Below are 25,984 nucleotides of genomic sequence, written 5' to 3' on the forward strand. Positions count from 1 at the left end.
AGGGGGATTCCCTCTGTCGCCTTTCGTGCTGCACAATAGAGTGGCGTTCAGGCGAGCGCTATGCCCGTATCCGGGCAGGAACCGGACAGGATCGAAACGGCCTCGATGGCCGCCGCTGAGACGCCGGAATTCATGCCCGGAATTCATGAGAGAGAACCATGTTGGATCGCTATTTCGAACAGCCCTTTGATCAGAGCGCTTCGCTGCAACATCAGATTCAGGAACGCCTCATTCAGGCAATCCTCGATGGCGCGCTCTCGCCGGTCGATCCGCTGCCCTCCTCGCGCGATTTCGCCAAGACGCTCAAAGTGTCGCGCAACACGATCACCATCGTCTACGAACGCCTGCATCAGGATGGGTTCATCACCGCCAAACCCCGGCGCGGGTATTTCATCGACGAAAACTTCGTGCGCGAGAAACTCAACGTCGCGCCGCCGCGCCGCCAGATCGGCGAAGGCACGCTTCCCGACGTCTCACGTTTTCTGCCCCGCCGGTTCACCGAACAGCTCAACATCGCCAAACGCCCCGACTGGCGGCAGTTTCCCTACCCGTTCATCTACGGTCAGGTCGGCCGCGACGAGACCTCGGTCGCGCGCTGGCGCGATTGTTTGCGCCGCGCGGGCACCTCACGCCATGTCGGCACATGGGCCGACGATCTGGTTGATAGCGACGATCCTTTGCTTCTGGAACAAATCTCCCGCCGCGTGTTACCGCAGCGCGGGTTTCGGGCCGGACCGGATGAGCTTCTGATCACCGTCGGCGCGCAAAACGCGATCTGGATGGTGGCCGAGCTTTGCCTCGCGCCGGGGCGCGTCATTCACGTCGAAGACCCCGGCTATGTCGACGCCCGCAACATTTTCACAGCGCAAGGCGCGACGGTCATCCCCTCGCCCGTGGACCGCAAAGGCTTTAAATCCGGACCGAATTTGAGCGGGGCCGATATGGTCTATGTCACGCCGGGGCACCAAAGCCCGACCAATATCACCATGCCGATGGAGCGGCGGTTGGCGCTTTTGGAAGCCGCCTCGAAACAGGATTTCCTCATTCTCGAAGATGATTATGAGCACGAACTGAACTTCGTCGGCGCTCAGCATCCGACGCTCAAAGCGCTCGACGGTACGGGACGCGTGATCCATGTCGGATCGCTGACAAAGCCGCTGTTTCCCGGCATCCGCCTCGGCTTCATCGCTGCCGATCCCGAGATCATCCGCGAACTTCGGGTGCTCCGGCGGTTGATGTATCGCCACCCTTCCGCGCTGGCGCAACGGGCGATGGCGCTGTTTCTCTCCGAAGGCCATTACGACGCGCATATCCGCCGCCACCGCCGGGGAATGGCGGAAAAATGGCGGGTGATGCTGCGCGAGATCGACCGGCAATTGCCGGGCTGCGAGATGACAATGACCACGGGCGGATCGGGTGTCTGGATCACCCTGCCCGATGATCTGGACGCTGGTGCGGTCAAGACCGAGGCCGAAACACGGGGTGTTCTGGTCGAGGACGGCACGCCGCATTACCTGCGCGAAAATGCGCCGCGCAATCGCCTCAGACTTGGGTTCGGGGCGATTGATCTCGACAAGATCGCGCCCGGCATTGCGGAGCTGAATGCGGCGATTGAAACGGTCCGCGAGGGGCCGAAAAGCTAAATTTCGGCTGTCGGCAAAGCGTCGGACATCTGTCGGACTTTTGTCGGGCATGGGTCGGCCCAATTCGAAGGGCCGTGTTATCGATGCACCGCGAGACCCTGAGCTGTGATGTAGTGGAGGATGAAGGACTGCTTTGCGGGACTGAAGCCGCCTTTCGGATCAGACCGCCCGAGGGATGAGAATAGTAGCTTCCATGAACGTGACGGCGTTGCCTGACAGAAACACTCTCTGCTCGGTCAACTCGCAGTCCAGCCACCCACCACGCGCCGAAGCCTGAAAGCCCATCAGCCTGTCCCGCCCCAGCTTTGCAGCCCAATAGGGCACAAGCGTTGCATGGATGGACCCGCTGACTGGATCTTCGGGAATACCCGCGCCGGGTGCGAAATAACGCGAGACAAAATCTGCCGGAGCATCGTCAGCATCTACCCCTGTTACGACCAAGCCGACAGAGCCTAGCCTAGAAATTGCGGCCAGATCGGGCACGAAGTTCCGGACAGCCTCGGCACTGCCAAGGTCAACGAAGATGTTCTCGAAGTTCCGGAACATACCAACGAAGGGCACTGAGAAAATATCCGCAATTTCAAACGGCAGGCTCTCGATGGCTTCGGGGGCCAAGCGGGGAATATCGAGGCGGTAACTCCGCGCCTCTTTCGATACCCTGAGTTCGCCTACACGGGTATGAAATATTAGATCGGAATCGGCACCCTGCTGCGTGAACAGGATATGCGCCGTTGCCAAAGTGGCATGCCCACAGAAATCCACCTCATGTGCAGGGGCGAACCAGCGCAAATCCCATGCGCCATCTTGGCGAGGTTTGACAAAGGCAGTCTCGGCCAGATTGTTCTCCTGCGTGATGGCCAGCATCAGATCATCAGAAAGCCAGTCCTCAAGCACCAAAACGGCGGCGGGATTGCCAGCGAAAAGCTGATCGGTGAAGGCATCGACCTGATACATGCGCATGGGGAAACCTGAAGTTGAGAACGGATTTTCGATGTATAGAGGAAGTCGCCGACCGGCGGCAATGGGCTCAAAGCCGACTTCCGCCGCTGTCTGCTCATGTCGCCCAACCTAGCCTCCCCCTCAATCCATCGCGATCACAATCGTCTTCGAGCGGGTGAAATGCGCGAGCATGGCCTCCAGCGACGCCTCTTTGCCCAGCCCCGAACGCCCGAACCCGCCGTAAGACACGTTGGGTTGGATCGTGAGGTTCTGGTTCACCTGCACATAGCCCGCATTGAGGCGCGAGGTGGCGTCGAGGGCGGTGGAGAGATCTTCTGTCCAGACCGACGCGGCGAGGCCGTAGCGGCTGTCATTGGCCTTGGCGATTACGTCCTCATAGTCGGACCATTTCTGGATCGCGGCGACCGGGCCGAAAATCTCATCACGCAGACAGGGGTGATCTTCGGGCAGGTCGAGCAAGAGCGTCGGCATGGCGAAGAGATCGGGCGAGAGCGCGCCATCCTCGGGCATCTCTCCGCAACGGATCACCTTCGCGCCGGCGGTTGCTTCGGCCTTAGCGACGTAATCGGACACCACCTTCGCCTGTTTGGCGTTGATAATCGTGCCGATGTCGGTCGTCTCGTCGAGCGGATCGCCAATCTTGAGGGCATTCAGATCGGCCAAAAGCGCGGCAAGGAAATCGTCATAGAGGCTTTCGTGGACATAGATGCGGGACGACGCGGTGCAGCTTTGGCCCTGACGGGTGAAACGCATGCCCGCGATGGCACCGGGGACGGCTTTTGAGAGCTTCGCATCCGCGCAGACGATCATCGGGGATTTGCCGCCGAGTTCCAGAGAGACCGGCACGATGCGCTCGGCCCCCGCCTTGTAGACGATCTCGCCAACTTCCTCGGAGCCCGTAAAGGTGATTTTCGCCACGTCAGGATGCGCCGTCAGCGCCGCGCCACAGTTCGCGCCGTCGCCGTTGATCACGTTCAAAACGCCCTCAGGCAGGAATTGCATCACAATCTCAGCCGCCAGATAGGTCGCGAAGGGCGCGTCCTCGGAGGCTTTCACCACGACCGTGTTGCCCGCCACCAAAGCGGGGGCGATCTTGAGCATCATCAGAACCAGAGGCACGTTCCACGGCACGATGGCGGCAACGACGCCGAGAGGCTCGCGGGTGGTCATGGTCAACATGCGCGGGCTGAACGGGATCGTCTCCCCTTTCAGCTCGGAGCCCAAACCGCCATAGAATTCAAGGATATCGGCGGAGGTCTTCACCTCGCCGCGACATTCGGTGCGGATCGCCTTGCCGGTCTCGCGGGCCAGCACCTGCGCCACCAGTTCGAAATTCTCCGTCAGAGCGCGTCCCGCAGCGGCGACACGTTTGCCACGCTCGCGCGCCGGGATCGCGGCCCATGCCGCCCCCGCCGCTTTCGCCGCCTGTACCGCCGCATCCGTCTCCGCCGGACCCGACGCCGCCGCCGAGCCGAGCAGCGCGCCGGTCGCCGGATTCAGAACATCGAGGCCAGCGGCAACAGGCACACGCGCCCCGCCCACGAGGTTGAGGTTGCGATAGGCCGCGATGGCGGCCTGCGGGTCGGTGGGGAGGGAATGTGCATAGGTCATGAGGCATCCATTGCCCGAAAACGCCTCGCCGCAAAGGCACCAGCATTTCAAAAGAATGAGTCCAGAAAATTGCGCTCATTTTTTGACCATATGATATAAAAAAGTTCTGGCCCGATAAAACAAAAGCACTGGCCCTATAGGCCTCGCAAGGATGCGGTGCTTTACTCAAACGGAAATACTGGAGTCTCCTGCAATGCACGACAATGATCTCACCGCCATCATCGAGGCCGATCGCGCCCACGTTTGGCACCACATGTTCCAACACCAGCTGCTTGAAAGCCGTGACCCGCGTATCATCGTCGAGGGCAAAGGCTTGCGGGTTTGGGACCAGAACGGGCGCGAGTTTCTCGATGCCGTGTCCGGCGGGGTCTGGACGGTGAACGTCGGCTATGGCCGGGAACGTATCGCCAATGCCGTGCGCGATCAGCTCATCAAAATGAACTATTTCGCGGGCTCCGCAGGCTCCATCCCGGCCGCGAAATTCTCTGAAGTTCTGACCTCGAAAACACCGGGTCTGAGCCGCATGTATTACTGCAACTCCGGATCGGAAGCCAATGAAAAGGTTTTCAAAATGGTGCGCCAGATTTCGGCGCAGCGGCACGGCGGCAAGAAGTCGAAAATCCTCTACCGCGACCGCGATTATCACGGCACCACCGTGGCCACGCTCTCCGCGTGCGGCCAGCAGCAACGCGCCACCCACTACGGCCCCTTCGTGCCCGGCTTCGTCGAAGTGCCGCACTGCCTTGAGTACCGCAAACAGTGGGATGTCGAGAATTACGGCGAGCGCGCAGCGGAAGCGATCGAAGAGATCATCCTGCGCGAAGGCCCGGACACCGTGGGCGCACTCTGCCTTGAGCCGGTGACCGCTGGCGGCGGCGTGATCACCCCGCCGAAAGGGTACTGGGAGAAGGTGCAGGAAATCTGCAAGAAATACGACATCCTCCTGCACATCGACGAAGTGGTCTGCGGCATGGGCCGGACGGGCGAGTGGTTCGGCTATCAGAACTACGGCATCGAACCGGATTTCGTGACCACCGCCAAAGGCGTCGCCTCCGGTTATGCGGCCATCGCCGTGATGCTCACTACGGATCGCGTGTTCGACATGTTCAAAGACGCGCCGGAAGACCCGCTGAACCACTTCCGCGACATCTCCACGTTCGGCGGCTGCACCGGCGGTCCGGCGGCCGCGCTTGAGAACGTGGCGATCATCGAGGAAGAGGGCCTTCTCGACAACACCAAGGTGATGGGCAAACGTCTTCTGGACGGTCTAGCCGCCCTCGAAGACAAGCACGAACTGATCGGCAACACGCGCGGTCTGGGCCTGTTCTGCGGGGCGGAGCTTGTGGCCGATCGCAACACCAAAGAACCGCTCGCCGAGAAACTGGTGCAGGCTGTGGTCGCCGAGTGCGACAAGCAAGGTGTGATCATCGGCGCGACCATGCGTTCGCTGCCGGGCTTCAACAACACGCTGTGCTTCTCGCCCGCACTGATCTCCACCGCCGATGACATCGACGAGATCCTGACCGCCGTCGACAATGCGCTGACCACGGTTGCGGCTGCGATGTAAGATCGCACCACAACAGTTTGAAAAGTTTGGATTACGCCCCGTCGATCAGCGGGGCGTTTTCTTGTTCTAGTGCCCCGCTTTCTTCTTTGAGGCCGGTGCCCGTGAGCCCACGTTTAAGGGCCTCACGAGTAAGCCAAGCGATCTTGCCCGCCGCCTGCTCATAGGACATGCCACCCTTGCCGTGAATGTTCGAAAGACAGTTGCGGGCGCTGTCCTTGAGCCCCGGTCGAGGGCCATAGGTCAGATAGGCACCGAGACTGTCGGCGACGGTCAGGCCGGGACGCTCACCGACCAAGAGCACGACCAGACGCGCGCCCAAAGTCGCGCCGATTTCATCCCCGATGGCAACACGAGCTTGGGTGGCGACGACGACGGGACCGAGGGTCAGACCTTCGAGCTTGGCGCTGGCGGCGTGAACCACGGCGGCGGCATGGGCCTGCACGGCGGCGGAGGACAGGCCATCGGCGATGACAAAGGCGACATCGCAGGGCGTCCGGGCATTGAGCTTGTCAGCCTCGCCCGCCGCGAGTTTGCGGCCAAGATCCGGGCGGCGCAGGTAGCTGGCACGATCAGACGCAGCAGAGGCGACGCGGATCACCTCAAACGACGACAGCTCGGTTTCCAGCGCATCGAGATCGAGCGCAGAATGCACCGCGTCGCGCGCGCGGGCATGGGCGAACTGGAACTCCAGATTGGCCCCGGTCGGCAGCCCCGCCCCGTTGCGCCCCAATCCGATGCGCGCCGGGGTTGCCGCGCGCAGTTTGGCCCATTTGTCGTTCACCACATCACTCATTGCGCCGCCTCCAAAAGCCGCTGCGCGCCGGCGCTGCTGTCGAGAAGATGTCCGGCCTCATTCACAAGGCCCATCGCTTCAAGCCAAGCCTCGAACTCCGGCGCCGCCTTGAGGCCCAGAGAATTGCGCAGGTAAGCGATGTCGTGGAAGGAAAGGCTTTGGTAATTCAACATGATGTCGTCCGCCCCCGGCACGCCGATCAGGAATTGGGCGCGGGCGTTGGCGAGAAGCGTCATCAGAACGTCCATGTCGTTCTGATCCGCCTCGGCATGGTTGGTGTAACAGACGTCGCAACCCATCGGAAGGCCGAGGAGCTTGCCGCAGAACACATCCTCAAGCCCGGCGCGGATGATCTCCTTGCCGTCATAAAGATATTCCGGCCCGATGAAGCCCACGACCGTGTTGACGATCAGCGGATCGAAAGCGCGGCACACGGCGTAGGCGCGGGCCTCGACGGTTTGCTGGTCGACCCCGTGGTGGGCGTCGGCGGAGAGCGCGGAGCCCTGCCCGGTTTCGAAATACATCACGTTCCTGCCGACCGTACCACGGTTCAGCGACAGGGCCGCCTCATGGGATTCCTTGAGGATCGACAGGGTGACGCCAAACCCTTCATTCGCCGCCTCGGTCCCCGCGACGGACTGGAACACAAGATCGAGCGGCGCACCGCGATTGATGATCTCGATCGAGTTGGTCACATGGGTCAGCACACAGCTTTGCGTGGGAATGTCGTAACGGGCGCGCAGATCATCGAGCATGGAGATCAGCGTCATCGCGGTTGGGATGTTGTCGGTCGCCGGATTGATGCCGATCACCGCGTCCCCCACCGCATAGGACAAGCCGTCGAGGGTCGAGGCGACGATGCCTTTCAAGTCGTCCTGCGGATGGTTGGGCTGCAGTCGGGAACCAATGCGGCCTTCGAGCCCCAAGGTCGAGCGAAACGCCGTCACCACGGTGATTTTGCGCGCCACAGCGATCAGGTCACGATTGCGCATGAGTTTGGACACAGCCGCCGCCATTTCCGGCATGAGGCCGGGGGCGAGCGCCTTGAGCGCTGCAGTGGTCGCCACATCGGAGAGGAGCCAGTCACGGAACTGCCCGACAGTCATATGCGAGATCGGCGCGAAGGCTGCGGCGTCGTGACTGTCGACGATCAGGCGTGTGACCTCATCGTCTTCATAGGGAATCAAAAGCTCTTCGAGGAAGGCCTTCAAAGGCAGATCGGCGAGAACGCTCTGCGCCGCCACACGCTCCACATCGCTCTCGGCAATCAACCCGGCCAAAGCGTCCCCCGAACGGGCGGGTGTGGCCTTGGCCATCACCTCCGCGAGGGAGGAAAATTGAAACAGCTCACCTCCGAGCGTGCATCTGTAGGCAGACATGTTGCGGTCCTGTTCGTGTCGTGTCAGGCGACCTTAGCGTGGCACGTGGTGAAGGCCCGAATTTTCGACATTCGCGAGCCGGACTGCTGCGCCCTGCCTGCAAATCAGGCGCCCTCGCCCATTTTCGCAGCACAGCCTTCGAGGAACAATCGGATTGCAAGCTTGCGACGCTCGGCCAGCATGTCAGGAGTCGGTTCCGCAAAATCTGGATCAAGCAAACACGCCAGAGGATCACCGAAGGCCATGCTAACCAGAAGATCGGCGGAGAGTTCAGCCTGCTCCGGCGCGAGTTTAAGTCGCCCTGCCGCGATCTCGCGCAGAATCTCATCGCAGACATAGCCGGTCAGGCGGCCACGCCCATTATACACCAAGCCGCGCGCGAGCGCTGGATAGGTCTGTGCCCGCGCGACGATTGTACGCAGGAATTCAAGCTTTTGTCGGCCAGACACCGGCGGCTTGTTAAAGGTCAGCAGCAAGTCCAGACGTTCGTCAAAGGGTCTGTTCTGCTCCTCTTCGGGCACAGGCTGAAACATCGTCGCGCTTACTCGCGAAATGACGCGGCCAAGCAATTCTTCCTGACTTTCAAAATGCGCATAGAGCGTGCGTTTGGACATCCCGGCGCGCCGGGCGATGGCCGCCATGGTCACCCGATCAAAGCCATGCTCCATCATCAGATCATGGGTCGAATCCAAGATTACCGCTTCCCGGTCGGAGAAATCCATCTGAACCGGACGCCCGCGTCGACGCCGGGAATCCTCTTGTGATGCGGCCTCCGAGACGACGCTCGGGGCACCGCTCAACTTATCTGCCTCATTTTTGGTCATCTGCGAAGGTCCACAACTCCATGATCGAATGCGCACATCCCGCGCGCTTTACAAAACTATCGGGTTTCTTTAATCAAAATTCAAGCCATGTTCCTACGCACACGACCGGAACTTGCTCGAACCACCGCGCCTTGCGCCAACAAAACCCCTCTCCCCGACCACTCCGGTCCGGGGTCTGTTTTGCCGGAGACTTCAATGCCCAGCCCACGCCCTGTCCTGCCTCGCCGGACCGCTGCACTTCTCGCGCTTGCCCTGATGGCAAGCCAGCCTGCACTGGCCCAAAACGCACCGCCTCCCACCGCTGTCACCGTGGTCACGCTGAGCGCTGGCGACGTAACCATGAGCAGCCCGCTGCCCGGTCGCGTCGCCGCATCTGCCGAGGCAGAAGTCCGCCCGCAGGTTGGTGGCATCATTCAAAAGCGCCTCTTCGAGGAAGGCAGCATGGTCACGGAGGGCGATCCGCTCTACCAGATCGACGCGGCAACCTATGAAGCAGCGAAAGCTGCTGCCGAGGCGAGCCTCGCACAAGCGAAAGCAGCGATGAAATCAGCTGAGATCGAATACAACCGTCAGCAAGAGCTTAAAACGCGCAATGTTGTCGCCCAGCAAAACCTCGACAGCGCCATCGCTGATCGCGATTCCGCCGAGGCCGCTGTGAAAGTTGCGGAAGCAAACCTGCTGTCGGCCAACATCGACCTTGAACGCACCAAGGTGCTCGCCCCGATCTCCGGCTCCATCGGCTTCAGTGAAGTGACGCAGGGGGCGCTCGTGACGTCCGGGCAATCCACCGCGCTGACGACAATCCGCTCGCTCGACCCGGTCTATGTGGACGTGACGCAATCCGCAGCGGACATGTTGCGCTGGCGCCGTATGGGGAGCGATGCGGAATTCTCCGAAGAGATCGGCCAGACTGTCTCGCTCACGCTGACCGACGGCAGCACCTATGAGTTCAAGGGCGAGCTGTCCGCCGCCGAACCCTATGTGAACGAAGACACCGGAACGATCGCGCTGCGCCTCTCTTTCCCGAACCCTGACCACTTCCTGCTGCCGGGCATGTATGTCCAGGTTGAGATGCCGCAAGGGATTGTTCCCGGTGCCCTCCTTGTGCCGCAGGAAGCGGTGACACGCGACCGTCGCGGTCGCCCGATGACTCTGGTGGTCAACTCCGACAATGTTGTGGAACAGCGCATCCTCGACGTGGTCAGCGATCAGGGCGCCAACTGGGTGGTCACGGGCGGCGTTGCTGCCGGCGACCGTGTGATTGTCGCCGGTTTGCAAAAAACGGCTGCTGGCGCCACGGTGACACCGCAAGAGCAAGGGGCTGACGCCCCGGCCCAAGCGGCTCCGGCCAACAACTGAGCGGCGAAAGGACCAATTGAATGGCTCGCTTTTTCATCGACCGCCCGGTCTTCGCATGGGTGATTTCCATCTTGATCATGGGGATCGGCCTATTGTCGATCTTCACTCTGCCGGTGGCGCAATACCCCGAGATCGCGCCTCCCTCGGTGTCGATCCGCACCACCTACCCCGGCGCTTCGGCTGAGACTGTCGCAAACACCGTCACGCAGGTCATCGAACAACAGATGACCGGGCTAGACGGCATGCGCTACATGTCCTCTTCCTCGACCTCAGCCGGGGCGGCGTCTATCACGCTGACCTTCGCCACGGGGACCGACCCGGACATCGCGCAAGTGCAAGTACAGAACAAGCTGTCCCAGGCCACGGCGCTTTTGCCCGAGGCCGTGCAACAGCAGGGTGTGACGGTTCAGAAAAGCTCCTCTGGCTACCTCATGGTGATCGGCGTGATCTCCGAGAATGGCAGCATGGACCAATCCGACCTCGCCGATTATCTCAACACCTATCTTGTTGACCCGTTCAGCCGAATTGAAGGCGTGGGCGGCACGCAGGTTTTCGGTGCGAAATACGCCATGCGGGTCTGGCTCGATCCGTCGAAACTTGCCGCTTTTGATATGACACCCTCTGACGTGGTGTCGGCTGTCTCCGGCTACAACGCGCAAATTTCGGCTGGGTCTTTCGGCTCGCTCCCGGCCCCTGACGGACAAGCTTTCACCGCCACGATCTCGGCGCAATCCCTGCTGAAAACGCCGGACGACTTCCGCAACATCATTCTGCGCTCGGAATCCGACGGCGGGCTGGTGCTTCTGGAAGATGTCGCAAAGGTTGAAGTCGGCGCACAGGATTATTCGATCATCTCCGAATACAATGGCCAGCCAGCCTCCGGCATGGCGATCCAGCTCGCGCCGGGCGCAAACGCGCTTGAGACGTCGAAACGGGTGCGTACCCTTGTCGAGAATTATGCCCAATACTTCCCCGAAGGCATGACCTACATCATCCCATACGACACCACGCCGTTCATCGAAATCTCGATCCACGAGGTGCAGAAAACGCTGATGGAAGCCATCGTTCTGGTGTTCTTCGTGATGCTTCTGTTCCTGCAAAATATCCGGGCGACGCTTATTCCGACGCTTGCGGTTCCGGTCGTCATCATGGGGACGTTCGCGATCCTCGCGGCCTTTGGCTTTACGATCAACGTGCTCACGATGCTCGCTCTTGTGCTGGCCATCGGTCTCTTGGTCGATGACGCCATCGTCGTGGTGGAGAACGTCGAGCGAATTATGGAAGAAGAAGGGCTCAGCCCGCGCGAAGCGACGCGCAAATCCATGGACCAGATCACCGGCGCCCTGATCGGGATCGCTCTGGTGCTCTCTGCCGTGTTCGTGCCGATGGCCTTCTTCGGCGGCTCTACCGGCGTGATCTACCGTCAGTTCTCCGTCACCATCGTCTCGGCCATGCTGTTGTCCGTTATTGTGGCTCTGACCCTGACGCCTGCGCTTTGTGCAACGATCCTGCGCGCCAAGGATGTCAATCACGTCCGTCGCGGGCCGTTCGGCTGGTTCAACCGCGCGTTCGAAAAGCTGTCCGGCGGCTATGGCGGCACGGTTGGCTATATCGTGCGTCGTCCGATTCGGATGCTGGCGATCTATGCCCTGATGGGCGGCGGCATCGTGTGGCTCTTCATGCAAACCCCGACCGGGTTCTTGCCCGATGAAGATCAGGGCATCATGATGACCCTCGTTCAAGGTCCGGCGGGTTCCACAGCCTCCAACACCCAAGCCGCCAACACACAAATCCGCGAGTACTTCACCGCGAATGAAAGCGATAGCGTGGATGGCGTGTTCTCGGTCGTGGGCTTCTCCTTTGCCGGGGCCGGGCAGAACAACGGTCTGGCCTTTGTGAGAATGAAGGACTGGGACGAACGCCCCTCTCCTGCGCAATCGGTGCAAGCCATCGCGGGCCGCGCTTTCCCGGCCTTCATGGGGATCAAGGAAGCCATGGCTTTCCCGATCGTGCCGCCTGCGGTGATCGAGCTTGGCAACGTCTCCGGCTTTGACTTCTACCTGCAGGCGCAGGCTGGCCAAACTCACGAGCAGCTTCTGGAAGCGCGTAACATGCTTTTGGGCATGGCCTCGCAAAGCCCGCTGATCGCATCTGTGCGCCCGTCAGGTCTTGAGGACGCGACCCAGTTCAAACTCGACATCGACTGGCGTGCTGCCGGGGCGATGGGGATTGATCCGGATGATGTCGGCACCACGCTGTCCATCGCGATGGCTGGCTCCTACGTCAACGACTTCAACGACAATGGCCGCACCAAACGCGTCTATGTCCAAGGCGAACCGGAAAGCCGGGCCACGCCTGCCGATTTGCAAAAATGGCGGGTGCGCAACTCGTCGGGTGAACTGGTGCCCTTCTCCGAATTCACCACCGCCCGGTGGGAAAACGGTCCGCAGGGCCTGAACCGCTACAACGGCACACCCTCAATGCAGATCCAAGGCTCCCCCGCTGCAGGTATCTCCACCGGTGAAGCCATGGCCGAGATCGAAAAAATCGTCAGCCAGATCCCGGGCGGGTACTCCGTCGCATGGACCGGCCTGTCGCTTGAGGAACGCGAAAGCGGTTCGCAAGCGCCGATGCTCTACCTGCTCTCTCTGGCGGCGATCTTCTTCTGTCTCGCAGCACTTTATGAGAGCTGGGCGATCCCGATCTCCGTCATGCTTGTCATGCCGGTCGGTATTCTCGGGACGCTGTTCACCGCATGGCACTTCGGCTTCCAGAACGGTGTGTTCTTCCAAGTGGGTCTTCTGACCGTGATCGGTCTGACCGGGAAAAACGCCATTCTGATCGTCGAGTTTGCCCGCGAACAGGTGGATGCAGGCAAAGACATCATTGAGGCCGTACTGACTGCTGCGAAACAGCGTTTCCGCCCGATCGTCATGACCTCCATGGCCTTCTCGCTCGGCGTTGTGCCTCTGGTGCTGTCGCATGGCGCGGGTGCCGGTGGTCGGACCGCCGTGGGCGCTGCTGTTCTCGGCGGGACCATCACCGGGACCGTTCTCGGCATTCTCTTCGTGCCGCTGTTCTTTGTGATCATCTACAAACTCTTCGGTCGCAAAAAGAAAGCGGCCTGATCCGCCTCACATAAAACAGAAAAGGCCGGGCGTCGTATTGCCCGGCCTTTTTCGTATTTTTCGTATCAGATGCGCTGATCCTCTCAGCGGGTTTTCAAGAACACCTCAAAGGCCGCCAGCGCCTCGTCCGAGACGTGATGCTCGATGCCTTCCGCATCAAGTTCCGCAACGTCCTCAGGCACCCCGACCGCGACCAAAAGCGCCACCACGGTGCGATGACGCGCCCGCACACGGTCCGCGAGATCGGCGCCCTCCTCCGTGAGAAACACTCCGCGATAGGGCCGCGATGTCGCAAGGCCTTCGCGTTTGAGACGGGCCACGGCTTTGGTGGCAGTCGGTTGGGCGACCCCCATGCGCTCGGCGATATCGGCGACCCGCGCCTCCCCCAGTTCCGCGATCAAATCGCCAATCATTTCAACATAATCTTCGAGCAAGGCGACCGATTGCGCCTCGCGCGCGCGGGCAAAGCGTTCGGGGGCCTGCCCCTCCATGTCCGTCATGCGCGCCTCCTTTTTTGCCGAAGATATAGTCAAACTACGATCCCGGTGCCAGCAAGACCGTTAAAACATACCTGCACAATAATTTGTGTTTTGCAAGAAATATAGCAATGGCTATAAATCAAACAAAAGTCATTATACCGAGTCGCCACGTGCGACCAAACCGGAGCAGTCCTTCCCCAATGCTCGATCTGACCAACACCACCCGCACAGGCATTGCCGCCGTCCTTCGCGGCGAACGCCACGGGCTGCGCGCCCGCCTGCTCTTTGCCGGTCCCGCCATCATCGCTTCCGTCGCCTATATGGATCCCGGCAATTACGCGACCAACATTCAGGCAGGGGCTGGCTATGGCTACACGCTCCTCTGGGTCGTGCTTCTCGCCAACCTCATCGCCATGCTGTTTCAGGCGCTTTCCGCCCGGCTTGGCATCGTCACGGGCAAGAACCTTGCCGAACTGTCGCGCGATCACTTCTCGAAACCTGTGGTCCTTGTCATGTGGTTCGTCAGCGAGATTGCCGCGATGGCCACCGACCTTGCCGAGTTTCTCGGCGGCGCCATCGGTCTGTCGCTTCTGTTCAATCTGCCACTGATCGTCGGCATGGCGATCACCGCCATCGTGACCTATGGAATCCTGCTGTTCGAAGGCCACGGGTTCCGCCCTATGGAGCTTATCATCGGCGCTTTGGTCGGGGTGATCGGCCTGTGTTATCTCGCCGAAATCCTGATCGCGCCGATTGACTGGCAATCCACGGGGCTCGGCCTCATCACCCCCGACCTGCCCGACACGGCAGCTTTGACCATCGCCGTGGGTATCATCGGGGCAACGGTCATGCCGCATGCGATCTATCTGCACTCCGGCCTGACCCAGTCCCGCGCGGCCCCGCGCGATGACAATGACCGGCGCAAACTCGTGAGTTTTTCCAACACCGAAGTCGTTCTGGCCCTCGCCGTCGCAGGCATGGTCAATATGGCGATGGTGATGATGGCCGCGAGCGCCTTTCACCAAGGCCACTCTGAGGTGTCAGAGATCGAGACCGCTTATCACACGCTGACGCCCCTCTTGGGCGGTGCGGCGGCGGCGATCTTCCTCACGTCTCTCATTGCTTCAGGTGTGTCCTCCTCGGTCGTCGGGACCATGGCGGGCCAGATGATCATGCAAGGTTTTCTCCACATCCGCATCCCGATCTGGCTTCGCCGCCTGATCACCATGGTCCCGGCCTTCATCGTGGTCGCCATGGGCATCAACGCAACGCAGGCCCTTGTGGTGTCGCAGGTGATTCTCTCCATAGCCTTGCCCGTGCCTATGATCGCGCTGATCATCTTTGTCGCCCGCAAGGACATCATGGGCGTGTTCGCGGTGTCGCCGCTGATCCGCATGCTCGCCATTCTCGGGGCGATTGCGGTTTTGAGCCTGAACTTCATCCTCTTGGCCGGAGCCTTCGGCATCCCGATCCCCTTCCTTGAGGGGTAAACGCAAAAGGCCGGGGAAATTCCCGGCCTTTTTCATTTCAAGTCATTCGAATTAGATGATGACATCAGGCGCATTGCGCTCGGGTAATGACGTCGAGCGCATTGCGCTCAGGTGATGACATCAGGCGCGTTGCGCCCGGTGCGCCCGCGGATTTCCGCAAGGCTGTCGGCCGCCGCCGCAATGCCGGAAAGCGCATTCTGCGGGTTGTCCTGAAGCGCTGCCGCATTGGTTTCCACTTTCTCAAGATAAACCCGGAGCGTCGCCCCCTCGGTTCCGGTCCCAGACAGGCGGAACACGATCCGTCCGCCGCCATTGAACATGATACGGATGCCCTGCCCTTCGGAGCGAGACCCGTCGACGGGATCGTCATAAGCGAACTCGTCCGCCGCCTCGATCACCATGCCCTCGACCTCACGACCCGGCAGGTTCGGCAGGCGGGTGCGCAGCGCCTGCATCAGACCGTTGGCCGCATCGCTGTCCACCGCTTCGAAATCGTGGCGCGAATAGTAGTTGCGCCCATATTTGGCCCAGTGATCGGCCATGATCTCCGCCACGCTCTGCTCGCGCGCCGCCAAGACGTTGAGCCAGAAGAGCACGGCCCAAAGCCCGTCTTTCTCACGCACGTGGTCAGAGCCGGTGCCCGCGCTCTCTTCACCGCAGAGCGTCGCGCGGCCCGCGTCCAAGAGGTTGCCGAAGAATTTCCAGCCGGTCGGAGTTTCATAACAGCCGATGCCAAGCGCATCGGCCACACGATCCAGCGCCCGAGACGTCGGCATGGAGCGCGCAACGCCTTTCAGACCGTCCTTATAGCCCGGCACCAGAGTGGCATTGGCGGCCAGCACGGCGAGGCTGTCGGAGGGGGTGACATAGGCGTTCTTGCCCACGATCATGTTGCGATCCCCGTCACCGTCAGACGCCGCACCGAAATCGGGGGCATCGCCGGAGAACATAAGGTCCATGAGCGGCTTGGCCCAGATCGGGTTCGGGTCTGGGTGACCACCACCGAAATCAGGGGACGGCACTGCGTTGAGCACTGTCCCTTCCGGCGCGCCGAGGGAGCCTTCGAGGATCGCTTTGGCGTAGGGGCCGGTGACCGCGTGCATGGCGTCAAACCGCATCGTGAAGCCGGAGGCAAACAGCGCACGGATCGCCTCGAAGTCGAAAATCTCTTCCATCATCAGATGGTAATCCGCGACCGGGTCCACGACCTCGATCTCCATGCCGTAAAGCGTGGTCACACCGGGTTCGGAGAGATCCGGATCATGGCTTTCGCAGATGAAATACTCGCTGAGACCCTGCGTCTCATCGTAAATCCGGTTGGTTACGCCTTCCGGAGCCGGCCCGCCATTCTCGCTGTTGAACTTGACCCCGAAATCCTCGGTCGGACCGCCCGGATTGTGGGAGGCTGACATGATGATGCCGCCATCGGTCTTGCGTTTGCGGATGAGGTTCGAGGCGGCAGGTGTCGAAAGCAGAGCGTTCACGCCGACGATGACCTTTTTCGCGCCGTTGGCCGCTGCCATACGCAGGATCACCTGCGCCGCCCGGTCGTTGAAATAGCGTCCATCACCGCCCAGCACATAGGTCTTCCCCTCTGCGCCACCGGTGGCGTTGAAGATCGATTGGACGAAATTCTCCAAATAGTGCGGTTGCATGAAGACAGGGGTCTTTTTGCGCAAGCCCGAGGTGCCGGGTTTTTGGCCTTCAATCGGTGTCGTAGCAACCACAGTGCGGGTCATCGTGTCGTCTTCCTCTCTCATCGGTCGTTTCGGCGCATAATCTGTGCAACGCGCTCAAGTTTCTCATGGGAGGCCAAAGCCTCACCCCCGCCCGGCAGGCGAATGCGCCAGTTGGGGTACTCGTCGGTGGTGCCCGGCAGGTTTTGCTGGTCCACCATATCAAGAATCACCTCGGCTTGCACCGCGACAAGTCGCGAGGGGGTGCGGGCCAGAAATTCGTGCAGATCATCCTGGTCTGTGCCCGGCAGAAGTCTGTCGAAGGCTTCGACTTCACGCACACGATGCGCCATGCCCTCGGCCATCTGCGCGGCATCGATGCTGCCTGTGTCCTTGCGCGCCGCGATCTCCGCCCCCGCGCGCCAGCCCAGCCATGTGGGCAGGTCATGGGTGGAGAACGACGCCAGCGCCGCTTCGTCATAGGCCTCCGGCGCTTTGAACTCGGGATCGTCCCAATTCCAGCGCTCGAACATCGCGACGCGACAGCCCAGCACACCAGAGGTGCTCAAGGCCTCGCGCAGACCGTCGGGAATATTGCCGAGATCTTCACCAACGATGATGCCGCCGTTCCGTACGGCCTCGATCCGGGCCACGGCCAACATCGCATCCCGCGGCATGGCAACGTAAGACCCCGGCGCGTCCTGCGGCACCCAGAAGGTGCGCTCAAAGCCGAGGATGTGATCGATCCGCAGCATCCCGGACACGCGGAGCTGACGGGCAAAGGTTTCCGCGAGAGGCGCATAGGAGCGGTCCCGCAGCGTGATCGGATTGAACGGCGCAAGGCCCCAGTTCTGCCCCTCTGCGGAAAACGCGTCGGGCGGCGCGCCGAGAGATGCGCCCAGAGCGAAAACCTCGCGATCCTCCCATGTTTCCGCGCCATGCGGATGGGTGCCGACCGCAAGATCGAGATAGATACCATGCGCCATGCCGGAGGCTTTCGCCTCTTCCTGCACCTCACTCAGAGCCTCCTCGGCTTTCCATTGCAGCCAGGACCAGAACAGGATTTCTTCCCTCAACTCCGAGCGCGCGGCCACACAGGCCTCGCTTTCGGGGTCTTGGAACTCTTCCGGCCAATCGCCCCAGAACGGGCCATGACGCTCAGACAAAGCCTGATGCAGGGCAAAGGTTTCGAGCGCCGGACCTTCAGATGCCACATAAGCAAGAAACGCGGGAGCTGGCGGTTTCGCATCAAACGTCTGGCGCAGACGACGCAACCGATTTCTCACAGCATTCTTATACCCTACAAGTCTGCCCCCCCGCCCAGTCGCCGTAGCCAGATAGGCCACATTGAGACGGCGACGATGCGACGGAGAATAAGGGCTGAACATGCCCGGTTCTGAGGGAAAACCGGCATGGACCGGGTTCATACCGACAAACCCCGCGCCTTTCGCACCAAGGCTTTGCACCAAAGGCATGAGATCATCGTAGCTGCCGATGCCCTTTTCCGCGAGCGCGTAGAGCGGTACGGTCATGCCCCAGCCACGCTCCGGCAGAGGGATATGCGCGGGGGCGGCCAAAAGCGTGATGCGCTGCGGCCCGTGTGGCAGCGAAGCGATGAGCTTGTGAATACCCAAAGGCAGTTCCGGGAGTTGAGCGCCCTGCCCCTCGATCATCTCGCCGCTCTCCAGGATCAGTTCCCACTTGGCGTCGCCAATATCGACCCATGGCGCAGTGTCCGCCTCGCAGACCACATCCCATGGCAAAACCCCGTCGCCCTGTTCGAGATGGAGGCGCGCCTCCTCTTCGGTCGCGGCCTCGATCCCCATCGCCGCGAGCAAGGCAACCGCCGTCTCGACCGTGGTCTCGTGATGCACACCCATCTGGTCGTAGTAATCCGCGTAGATGCCGCGCTCGTAGGCAAGCTGGAGCCGTAAATCAGTCATTGTAAGCCTCCAGCTCCAGAACCAGCGTCGTTTCCCCGCCAGCAAACACCGTGGGTTTCGTCATCACCTTGCCGTCGATCTCCGGCCGCCCCGTGTCAATCCAGAGCCGCCAGCGCCGTCCCTCGGCACAGTTCGGCAGTTTGACCTCGATATCGTTGCCGCGGTTGAAAATCAGGAACAGCGCCTCTTCGCGTTGCGCATAGACCGGCGTACCGGAGGCGATCCGCATCTCGACGCAAAGCGTCTTGAGATCGGGCGCGCCCCAGTCGTGATCCTGCATCGGCCGCCCGTCGGGCCGCCACCAGAACAGGTCTTCGAGCCCATCAACGATCCGTTCGCGCGCATGCAAGAAACGCTTTTGCCGCAGGATCGGGTGTTCGCGCCGGAAGGCGATCAGGCGACGGACGAAGTCGAGGAAATCCGCGTCATAGTCGGACCAATCGATCCAGCCGATCTCATTGTCCTGACAATAAGCGTTGTTGTTGCCCATCTGGCTGTTGCCAAGCTCGTCGCCCGCCAGAAGCATCGGCGTGCCTTGCGAGAACATCACCGTCGCCAAAAGGTTGCGCCGTCGCTGCGCCCGGGCCGCGATGATATCAGCATCGTCGCTCGGGCCTTCGACGCCCATGTTGCTCGACGCGTTGTCATTGTGGCCATCGCGGTTGTCCTCGCCATTGGCCTCATTGTGTTTCTGCGAATAGCTGACCACATCCATGAGGGTGAACCCGTCATGGGCGGTGACGAAATTGACGGAAGTGGTGGCCGGGCGACCAGAATGGTCGAATTGCAGCGCCGATCCGGTGATCCGGTCGGCGAGCACCGCCACATGGCCTGCATCACCGCGCCAGAAGCGCCGGATACCGTCGCGGAATTTGTCGTTCCATTCAAGGAAGGGCGGCGGGAAGCCCCCAACACGATACCCGCCGGGGCCGATGTCCCACGGTTCCGCGATCAGTTTCACTTTGGTCAACACAGGGTCTTGGCGGATCGCATCAAAGAAGCTCGCGCCCCGGTCAAAGCCCGTGGGCGTGCGTCCGAGCGTGGTGCAAAGATCAAACCGGAAGCCATCGACATGCATCTCCTCGACCCAGTACCTGAGGCTGTCGAGCACCATGCGGAGCACCATCGGGTGATCGATGTTGAGCGTATTCCCGGTGCCGGTGTCGTTGATGTAATAGCGCGGATCGTCGGCGAGACGGTAGTAGCTGCGATTGTCAAGGCCACGGAAGGACAGCGTCGGGCCAAGTTCATTGCCCTCGCAGGAGTGGTTGTAGACCACATCCATGATCACTTCGATATTGGCGGAATGCAGACGCGCGACCATGTGCTGGAACTCGGCAATCTGATCATGCGCGAGGTAGCGCGGATCGGGCGCAAAAAAGCCAAGGGTCTGGTACCCCCAATAGTTCACCAGATTTTTCTCGATGAGAAAACGATCATTGAGAAAGGCTTGCGCTGGTAAAAGTTCAATCGCCGTGACGCCGAGTTTCACAAGGTGATCGAGGATCGCGTCGGAAGCGAGGCCGAGGAATTTGCCCTTGTGCTGCACATTCGGGTGCAGTTGTGTCATGCCTTTCACATGGGCCTCGTAGATCACCGATTGCGAGGTCGGACGGCGCGGCGGCTTGTCCCGCCCCCAAGCGAACAACACATCCTCGACCACGCAGCGCGGCATATAGCGCGCGCTGTCGCGACGGTCGAAAGACAGATCCACGTCCGCATGCCCGACGCGGTAGCCCATCAGCGCATCATGCCAGTCCGGATGCTTGGTCAACCGTTTGGCATAGGGATCAAGCAGCAGCTTGTTGTAATTGAAACGATGCCCCTCATGCGGTGCATAGGGACCATCGGCACGCAACCCGTACATCTGTCCGGGACGCAGCCCCGGCACATAGCCGTGCCAGACATCGCCATCGCGTTCCGGCAGGTCGATCCGATGCGTTTCCGTCCGGCCATCCGGGGAAAAGAGGCAAAGCGTGATCCGGCGGGCATGTTCGGAGAAAACGGCAAAATTGACGCCTTCCCCATCGAACGTGGCCCCGAGGGGCGCGGCATGACCGCCAAGGATCGTCAGAGAACTCATGCGTCTGCGTCCGCCTCAGTCTCTACTTCTGTCTCAGGATCTCCGGCCACCATCTCTTTGAACAGATCAGCATAGGCCGCCGCAGACGTATCCCAGCCCACAGGCTGCGCCATCGCGTTCTTCATCATCTTCTGCCAAAGCTTCGGCTTGGCGAAGAGATCGCACATGCGGTTGATCGCCATTTTCAGAGCTTCGGTGGTGATCGGCGTGAATTGCAGCCCGGTCGCCACCTCTGCCGACAAAGCGGCCGGGTTGGCCTGAATGATCGTGTCCGCGAGACCGCCGGTCAGGGATACGAGCGGAATGGTGCCAAAACGCAAGCCGTACAGCTGCGTCAGGCCACAGGGCTCGAAACGCGACGGCACGAGGATGGCGTCGCCACCTTCGATCAGGCGACGGGCGAAGGCCTCGTCATAACCGATCCGCACGGAGACCCCCGCATATTTCATCGCGGCATCACGGAAGGCGCTCTCAAAATAGCCCTCCCCTGAGCCCAGAAGCGCCAGTTGCCCACCGCGCTCAATCAGCGTCGGCAACGCTTCAAGCAAAAGGTCGAAACCTTTCTGCCCTGTCAGGCGCGAGATCACGACACAGAGCGGACCGTCGCTCTCCGGCAAGTGCAATTCTTCGCGCAGGGCCGCTTTGAACTTTTCCTTGCCCTTGGGCGATTTGTAACCGGGCTTCCACAGATCGAGATCGATCCCATTCAGAATACCAGTGAAATCGGCGCCACGGGAGGCGAGAACACCCTCCATCCCCATGCCGAAAGCACCGTCCATCAATTCGCGCGCATAGGTCGGCGACACGGTGGAGACCTTGGTCGAGGCCATGATCCCGGCCTTGAGTGTCGAGACCTGTCCCCAATACTCAAACCCGCTCTCAGTAAAGCCCTGCGGCGGCAAGCCGAGGGTTTGGATCATATCCTGGCCATAGCAGCCCTGGAACGCGATGTTGTGGATGGTCATCAGGGTTTTGACCCGCTCCGCCGCGCCCAATTCGCGCAGGTAGATCGGTGTCAGACCCGCCTGCCAATCATGCAGGTGCAACGCGTCAGGGTGCCATTGTTCGATCCCGTGCGCGGCGATCATCGCGGCGGCCAGAGACAGCGCGGCAAAGCGCTGGGGATTGTCCCACCAATCATGGCCATCGGGACCGTTATAGGGCTTGCCCTCCCGGTCAAAGAGATGCGGCGCGTCGAGGATATAGAGCGGCGAGGCCTCTTTGCCCTCCCCCAGCGTGCCACGCCGGATGCGGGCGAACCCGCCAAACAAGTCCCAGACCTCGAACACAGTCTCCGCGTCGGGCTGTGCGGCAAGCACCTGACGGTAGCCGGGCAGCAGAGTGCGCATCTCGACCCCATGCGGGGCCAGAGCGGACGGCAGAGAGCCTGCCACATCGGCAAGGCCCCCGGTCTTGATCAACGGTACGCATTCCGAAGTGACCGAAAGAACCTTGATCATAGACGTATTCCTCATATTCCTTGTGCTCGCCTGTCCAGCATATCCTGAGTGATCAGGGTTACACCACCCGGAGAAACCCGGAACCAGCGGGCATCCACCTCGGGATCCTCGCCGACAACGAGGCCTTCAGGCACCTGCACGCCGCGGTCGATGACCACGTTTTTCAGACTGCAATGGCGGGCGATATTGGCCTTGGGCAGCACCACAGCGCGCTCCAACGATGAATAGGAGTTCGTCGTCACATGGGTGAAGAGCAAGCTTTCACGGATTTCCGTCCCGGAGATGATACAGCCCCCGGAGACCATAGAACTCACAGCGGAGCCCCGACGGTCCGGTCGGTCGTGGATGAATTTGGCGGGCGGCGTCAGTTCGGAATACGTCCAAATCGGCCATTCGCGATCCCAAAGATCGAGCTCCGGGGTGAAATCCGTCAAATCGATATTGGCCTTCCAATAGGCGTCAATCGTCCCCACATCGCGCCAATAGGCATCGGCATCGGGATGACGGACACAGCTGTCGGTGAACCGATGCGCCTGCGCCTTACCCTTTTTCACCAGTTCCGGGATCAGGTCATTGCCGAAATCGTGCGAAGAGGTCGGGTCTTCCATATCTTCGAGCAGGCGTTCGCGCAGGAATTTCCAGTTGAAGACATAGATGCCCATCGAGGCGAGCGCTTTGTTCGGTTCGCCCGGAATAGCGGGGGGATCGGCTGGTTTTTCGAGGAACGAGGTGATCCGGTCGCTTTCATCAACGCCCATGACCCCGAAAGCCGCCGCCTCTTTGCGATCCACCGTCAGGCACCCGATGGTGACATCCGCGTTGGTGTCCACGTGCTGGCGGATCATGATCTCGTAATCCATCTTATAGATGTGATCGCCCGCAAGGATCAGGATGTAATCGACGTCATAGCTGTCGATGATATCGATGTTCTGCGCCACGGCGTCGGCGGTGCCACGATACCACGTGCTTTCCTCATAACGCTGCGAGGCTGGCAGAATGTCGAGGAATTCGTTGCGCTCCGCCCGAAAGAAGGTCCAGCCGCGCTGGATGTGGCGGATCAGGGAGTGCGCCTTGTACTGCGTCGCAATCGCCATTTTGCGGATACCGGAGTTCAATGCATTCGAGAGAGCAAAATCAACAATCCGGTTTTTGCCGCCGAAATAGACGGCCGGTTTCACACGATCGTTGGTCAATTCCTTCAGCCGCGAGCCGCGCCCGCCGGCCAGCACGAACGCCATTGTGCGCGGCGCAAGTCTGTTCCTCGTATGTGGCATCTCTGTCCTCTCTCCTGCGTTCTCTGCGATCCTTCCCCCTCACGGGAGGACCGCCCTCCGATCACGCGTCGTCTTTAATGAAAATCATAGTCGAAAGCGGAGGCAGGGTGATCACAGCAGCAGCGGGCTGACCCTGCCAGGCATCCGCCTTGGCCTGAGCCGCCCCCAGATTGCCGCGACCGCCGCCGCCATAACACTCCGCATCACTGTTAAGCGCTTCGATCCACTTGCCTTCCGACGGGAAACCAAGTTTGTAGCCCATCCGCTCCACCGGGGTGAAGTTACAGACCACGACCACTTCCGGGTCACCCGGCTGGCCACGACGAACCCAGGCATAGACCGATGCCTCAGCGTCATTGGCCTCGATCCATTGGAACCCGTCGCCTTCGCAATCCTTGGCGTAAAGCGCCGGTGTTTCGCGATACAGCATGTTAAGATCGCGCACGAGGCGCTGAACACCCTCGTGCATAGTGTACACGAGACAGGTCCAGTCGATTTCCGTCTCGTGGTTCCACTCCTGCCATTGGCCAAACTCTTGTCCCATGAACAAAAGCTTCTTGCCCGGATGGCCCCACATAAAGCCGTAATAGGCCCGCAGGTTGGCGAATTTCTCCCACTCATTGCCCGGCATTTTCGAGAGCATCGAACACTTGCCATGCACCACTTCGTCATGGCTGATCGGCAGGATGAAATTCTCCGAGAAGGCGTAGTGCAGACCAAAGGTCATCTGGTGGTGGTGGTATTTGCGGTGGATCGGCTCGCGGGACATGTAGTCCAACGTGTCGTTCATCCAGCCCATGTTCCATTTGAAGCCAAAGCCCAAACCGCCCTTATCGACCGGCGCAGAGACACCGGCATAGGCCGTGCTTTCCTCGGCCACGGTCATCACCCCCGGCATCTCGCCGTAAGCCAGCGTGTTCATGTTCTGAAGCATCGCGATGGCCTCAAGGTTCTCGCGCCCCCCCATCACATTGGGGATCCACTGGCCTTCCTCGCGCGAATAATCGCGGTAGATCATCGAGGCCACAGCATCCACGCGCAGCCCGTCGATATGGTATTCTTCGAGCCAATAGAGCGCGTTCGAGGTCAGGAAGTTAGAGACCTCGTGGCGACCGTAGTTGTAGATCAGCGTGTTCCAGTCCTGATGGAACCCCTCGCGCGGATCGGCATGCTCATAGAGTGCGGTCCCATCGAAATGCGCGAGGCCATGGGTGTCCGTCGGGAAATGCCCCGGCACCCAGTCCACAAGAACCCCGAGTCCCGCCTCATGCGCCGCGTTCACCAGATCGCGGAACTCATGCGGCGGGCCAAAGCGGATCGTCGGCGCATAAAGACCGATCGGCTGATAGCCCCAAGAGCCATCGAACGGATACTCGGAGATCGGCATCAGTTCGATATGGGTAAAGCCCATGTCCTTGGCATATGCCACAAGCTCGACAGCGGCTTCCTTGTAGGAAATCGGGCGCGTCCCGCCCTTTTCGTCTTCCTTGTGACGCCAAGAGCCAAGCTGCACCTCGTAGATCGAAATCGGCTGATCGCGGCCCTGCAATTTCTCGCGCGTATCGAGCCAAGCTTTGTCGCCCCAGCCATAGCCGGTAATGTCGCGCACGACGGAGGCGGTCTGCGGCGGATGTTCCGAGCCGAAACCGACCGGGTCGGCCTTGAGGTGAATATTGCCATAAGCGCCGAGAATTTCGAACTTGTAGGCCGTGCCCTCGCCAAGAGCGGGCATGAAGATTTCCCAGACACCTGTCGCGCCGCGACGGCGCATCACATGCCGCCGCCCGTCCCAAGCGTTGAAATCGCCAACCAGAGACACCCGACGTGCATTCGGAGCCCAGACCGCGAAATGCGTGCCCTTGGTGCCCTCATGCTCGATCACATGCGCCCCCAAAGCCTTCCAGATGTGGTGATGGGTGCCCTCGCCCAGAAGGTATTCGTCAATCTCGCCCAGAACCGGACCGAAACGATACGGATCATCGACGGTCCAAAGCTCCGTGCCGCTCTTGCCTTCGCAGGTATAGGGTTTGGTGCCCGACACCTTGCCGTGGAACAGGCCTTTGAAGCCTTCGACCCGGCCGAGCGGATAGCGTTTACCACCGCTCAGAGCCGTCATTTCCTCCGCACCCGGATCGTAGACCGTGACGTGACGCACGCGACCAATCTTGTGCGGACCGAGAATGGCGAAGGGATCGTCATAGCGCCCCTCGCAGATCTGGGTCAGCACCTTGGGGTCTGCGAAGTCATTCTCAATCAGCGAGGGCATGTGGGCGATTTTCCTTTGGTTGGGCTGAGCTTAGGAGATTCTATGACCT

17 protein-coding genes are annotated in these 25,984 nt (G+C 60.8%); 5 read left to right on the forward strand and 12 right to left on the reverse strand.

Going from position 1 to position 25,984, the window contains the following annotated elements; all coding sequences use genetic code 11:
- Positions 1 to 158 precede the first annotated feature (158 nt).
- Positions 159 to 1,643, forward strand: coding sequence for an aminotransferase-like domain-containing protein (locus ACYBHZ_RS15955; RefSeq protein WP_460275284.1), 1,485 nt, complete (start codon positions 159 to 161; stop codon positions 1,641 to 1,643).
- Between the two features lie 159 nt (positions 1,644 to 1,802).
- Here ACYBHZ_RS15955 and ACYBHZ_RS15960 read toward each other — a convergent pair whose 3' ends face one another.
- A complete protein-coding gene (locus ACYBHZ_RS15960; RefSeq protein WP_460275285.1) occupies positions 1,803 to 2,603 on the reverse strand; it encodes a PhzF family phenazine biosynthesis protein in 801 nt (266 codons plus the stop codon).
- A gap of 120 nt (positions 2,604 to 2,723) precedes the next feature.
- Positions 2,724 to 4,214: an aldehyde dehydrogenase family protein gene (locus ACYBHZ_RS15965; protein ID WP_460275286.1), complete on the reverse strand. Its 1,491-nt coding sequence runs from the start codon at positions 4,212 to 4,214 to the stop codon at positions 2,724 to 2,726.
- A gap of 193 nt (positions 4,215 to 4,407) precedes the next feature.
- On the opposite strand from ACYBHZ_RS15965, the gene ACYBHZ_RS15970 reads away from it, so the two are divergent.
- Positions 4,408 to 5,781 carry an aminotransferase family protein gene (locus ACYBHZ_RS15970; RefSeq protein WP_460275287.1) on the forward strand — a complete coding sequence of 458 codons (1,374 nt, stop codon included), beginning with the start codon at positions 4,408 to 4,410 and terminating at the stop codon, positions 5,779 to 5,781.
- 31 nt (positions 5,782 to 5,812) lie between these two features.
- Here the strand turns inward: ACYBHZ_RS15970 and eutC are convergent, their stop codons facing one another.
- From eutC to ACYBHZ_RS15985, 3 genes are all read right to left on the reverse strand, one after another.
- Positions 5,813 to 6,574 (reverse strand): ethanolamine ammonia-lyase subunit EutC, encoded by a 762-nt coding sequence (gene eutC / locus ACYBHZ_RS15975; protein ID WP_460275288.1) that lies wholly within the window; start codon positions 6,572 to 6,574, stop codon positions 5,813 to 5,815.
- On the reverse strand, positions 6,571 to 7,953 hold the full coding sequence (locus ACYBHZ_RS15980; RefSeq protein WP_460275289.1) for an ethanolamine ammonia-lyase subunit EutB: 1,383 nt from the start codon (positions 7,951 to 7,953) through the stop codon (positions 6,571 to 6,573). The genes eutC and ACYBHZ_RS15980 overlap by 4 nt, the downstream gene beginning before the upstream one ends.
- A 104-nt stretch (positions 7,954 to 8,057) precedes the next feature.
- Entirely contained in the window at positions 8,058 to 8,777 is a 720-nt protein-coding gene (locus tag ACYBHZ_RS15985; RefSeq protein WP_460275290.1) for a TetR/AcrR family transcriptional regulator, read from the reverse strand.
- Between the two features lie 195 nt (positions 8,778 to 8,972).
- Here ACYBHZ_RS15985 and ACYBHZ_RS15990 point away from each other — a divergent pair, with 195 nt between their 5' ends.
- Both ACYBHZ_RS15990 and ACYBHZ_RS15995 read left to right on the forward strand, forming a co-directional pair.
- On the forward strand, positions 8,973 to 10,136 hold the full coding sequence (locus ACYBHZ_RS15990; protein WP_460275291.1) for an efflux RND transporter periplasmic adaptor subunit: 1,164 nt from the start codon (positions 8,973 to 8,975) through the stop codon (positions 10,134 to 10,136).
- A gap of 20 nt (positions 10,137 to 10,156) precedes the next feature.
- Entirely contained in the window at positions 10,157 to 13,264 is a 3,108-nt protein-coding gene (locus ACYBHZ_RS15995) for an efflux RND transporter permease subunit (protein ID WP_460275292.1), read from the forward strand.
- A gap of 83 nt (positions 13,265 to 13,347) precedes the next feature.
- Here ACYBHZ_RS15995 and mntR read toward each other — a convergent pair whose 3' ends face one another.
- Positions 13,348 to 13,791 carry a manganese-binding transcriptional regulator MntR gene (gene mntR / locus ACYBHZ_RS16000; protein ID WP_460275407.1) on the reverse strand — a complete coding sequence of 148 codons (444 nt, stop codon included), beginning with the start codon at positions 13,789 to 13,791 and terminating at the stop codon, positions 13,348 to 13,350.
- A gap of 152 nt (positions 13,792 to 13,943) precedes the next feature.
- On the opposite strand from mntR, the gene ACYBHZ_RS16005 reads away from it, so the two are divergent.
- Positions 13,944 to 15,233, forward strand: a complete 1,290-nt coding sequence (locus ACYBHZ_RS16005; protein WP_460275293.1) for an Nramp family divalent metal transporter — start codon at positions 13,944 to 13,946, stop codon at positions 15,231 to 15,233.
- 107 nt (positions 15,234 to 15,340) lie between these two features.
- Here ACYBHZ_RS16005 and ACYBHZ_RS16010 read toward each other — a convergent pair whose 3' ends face one another.
- The 6 genes from ACYBHZ_RS16010 to glgB form a co-directional block, all read right to left on the reverse strand.
- The gene (locus ACYBHZ_RS16010) at positions 15,341 to 16,972 is read right to left on the reverse strand and encodes an alpha-D-glucose phosphate-specific phosphoglucomutase (protein ID WP_460275294.1); all 1,632 of its coding nucleotides are present in this window, start codon (positions 16,970 to 16,972) and stop codon (positions 15,341 to 15,343) included.
- A 17-nt stretch (positions 16,973 to 16,989) separates the two neighbouring features.
- Complete coding sequence (malQ, locus tag ACYBHZ_RS16015; RefSeq protein WP_460275295.1) at positions 16,990 to 18,852, reverse strand: 4-alpha-glucanotransferase; 1,863 nt, start codon at positions 18,850 to 18,852, stop codon at positions 16,990 to 16,992.
- Entirely contained in the window at positions 18,845 to 20,935 is a 2,091-nt protein-coding gene (gene glgX, locus ACYBHZ_RS16020; protein ID WP_460275296.1) for a glycogen debranching protein GlgX, read from the reverse strand. Before glgX ends, malQ begins: the two co-directional genes overlap by 8 nt.
- On the reverse strand, positions 20,932 to 22,395 hold the full coding sequence (gene glgA, locus ACYBHZ_RS16025) for a glycogen synthase GlgA (protein WP_460275297.1): 1,464 nt from the start codon (positions 22,393 to 22,395) through the stop codon (positions 20,932 to 20,934). Before glgA ends, glgX begins: the two co-directional genes overlap by 4 nt.
- Positions 22,396 to 22,406: 11 nt before the next feature.
- Positions 22,407 to 23,669, reverse strand: a complete 1,263-nt coding sequence (gene glgC / locus ACYBHZ_RS16030) for a glucose-1-phosphate adenylyltransferase (protein ID WP_460275298.1) — start codon at positions 23,667 to 23,669, stop codon at positions 22,407 to 22,409.
- A 61-nt stretch (positions 23,670 to 23,730) separates the two neighbouring features.
- Positions 23,731 to 25,935 (reverse strand): 1,4-alpha-glucan branching protein GlgB, encoded by a 2,205-nt coding sequence (glgB, locus tag ACYBHZ_RS16035; protein ID WP_460275299.1) that lies wholly within the window; start codon positions 25,933 to 25,935, stop codon positions 23,731 to 23,733.
- Between the last annotated feature and the right edge of the window lie 49 nt (positions 25,936 to 25,984).

The sequence above is a fragment of the Celeribacter sp. ULVN23_4 genome (assembly GCF_054788345.1).

Excerpts from the sequence above, each read along its gene's own strand:
- ACYBHZ_RS15955 (WP_460275284.1), top strand. The coding sequence starts at position 159 with ATGTTGGATCGCTATTTCGAACAGCCCTTTGATCAGAGCGCTTCGCTG.
- ACYBHZ_RS15960 (WP_460275285.1), bottom strand. The coding sequence starts at position 2,603 with ATGCGCATGTATCAGGTCGATGCCTTCACCGATCAGCTTTTCGCTGGC.
- ACYBHZ_RS15965 (WP_460275286.1), bottom strand. The coding sequence starts at position 4,214 with ATGACCTATGCACATTCCCTCCCCACCGACCCGCAGGCCGCCATCGCG.
- ACYBHZ_RS15970 (WP_460275287.1), top strand. The coding sequence starts at position 4,408 with ATGCACGACAATGATCTCACCGCCATCATCGAGGCCGATCGCGCCCAC.
- eutC (WP_460275288.1), bottom strand. The coding sequence starts at position 6,574 with ATGAGTGATGTGGTGAACGACAAATGGGCCAAACTGCGCGCGGCAACC.
- ACYBHZ_RS15980 (WP_460275289.1), bottom strand. The coding sequence starts at position 7,953 with ATGTCTGCCTACAGATGCACGCTCGGAGGTGAGCTGTTTCAATTTTCC.
- ACYBHZ_RS15985 (WP_460275290.1), bottom strand. The coding sequence starts at position 8,777 with ATGACCAAAAATGAGGCAGATAAGTTGAGCGGTGCCCCGAGCGTCGTC.
- ACYBHZ_RS15990 (WP_460275291.1), top strand. The coding sequence starts at position 8,973 with ATGCCCAGCCCACGCCCTGTCCTGCCTCGCCGGACCGCTGCACTTCTC.
- ACYBHZ_RS15995 (WP_460275292.1), top strand. The coding sequence starts at position 10,157 with ATGGCTCGCTTTTTCATCGACCGCCCGGTCTTCGCATGGGTGATTTCC.
- ACYBHZ_RS16005 (WP_460275293.1), top strand. The coding sequence starts at position 13,944 with ATGCTCGATCTGACCAACACCACCCGCACAGGCATTGCCGCCGTCCTT.
- ACYBHZ_RS16010 (WP_460275294.1), bottom strand. The coding sequence starts at position 16,972 with ATGACCCGCACTGTGGTTGCTACGACACCGATTGAAGGCCAAAAACCC.
- malQ (WP_460275295.1), bottom strand. The coding sequence starts at position 18,852 with ATGACTGATTTACGGCTCCAGCTTGCCTACGAGCGCGGCATCTACGCG.
- glgX (WP_460275296.1), bottom strand. The coding sequence starts at position 20,935 with ATGAGTTCTCTGACGATCCTTGGCGGTCATGCCGCGCCCCTCGGGGCC.
- glgA (WP_460275297.1), bottom strand. The coding sequence starts at position 22,395 with ATGATCAAGGTTCTTTCGGTCACTTCGGAATGCGTACCGTTGATCAAG.
- glgC (WP_460275298.1), bottom strand. The coding sequence starts at position 23,669 with ATGCCACATACGAGGAACAGACTTGCGCCGCGCACAATGGCGTTCGTG.
- glgB (WP_460275299.1), bottom strand. The coding sequence starts at position 25,935 with ATGCCCTCGCTGATTGAGAATGACTTCGCAGACCCCAAGGTGCTGACC.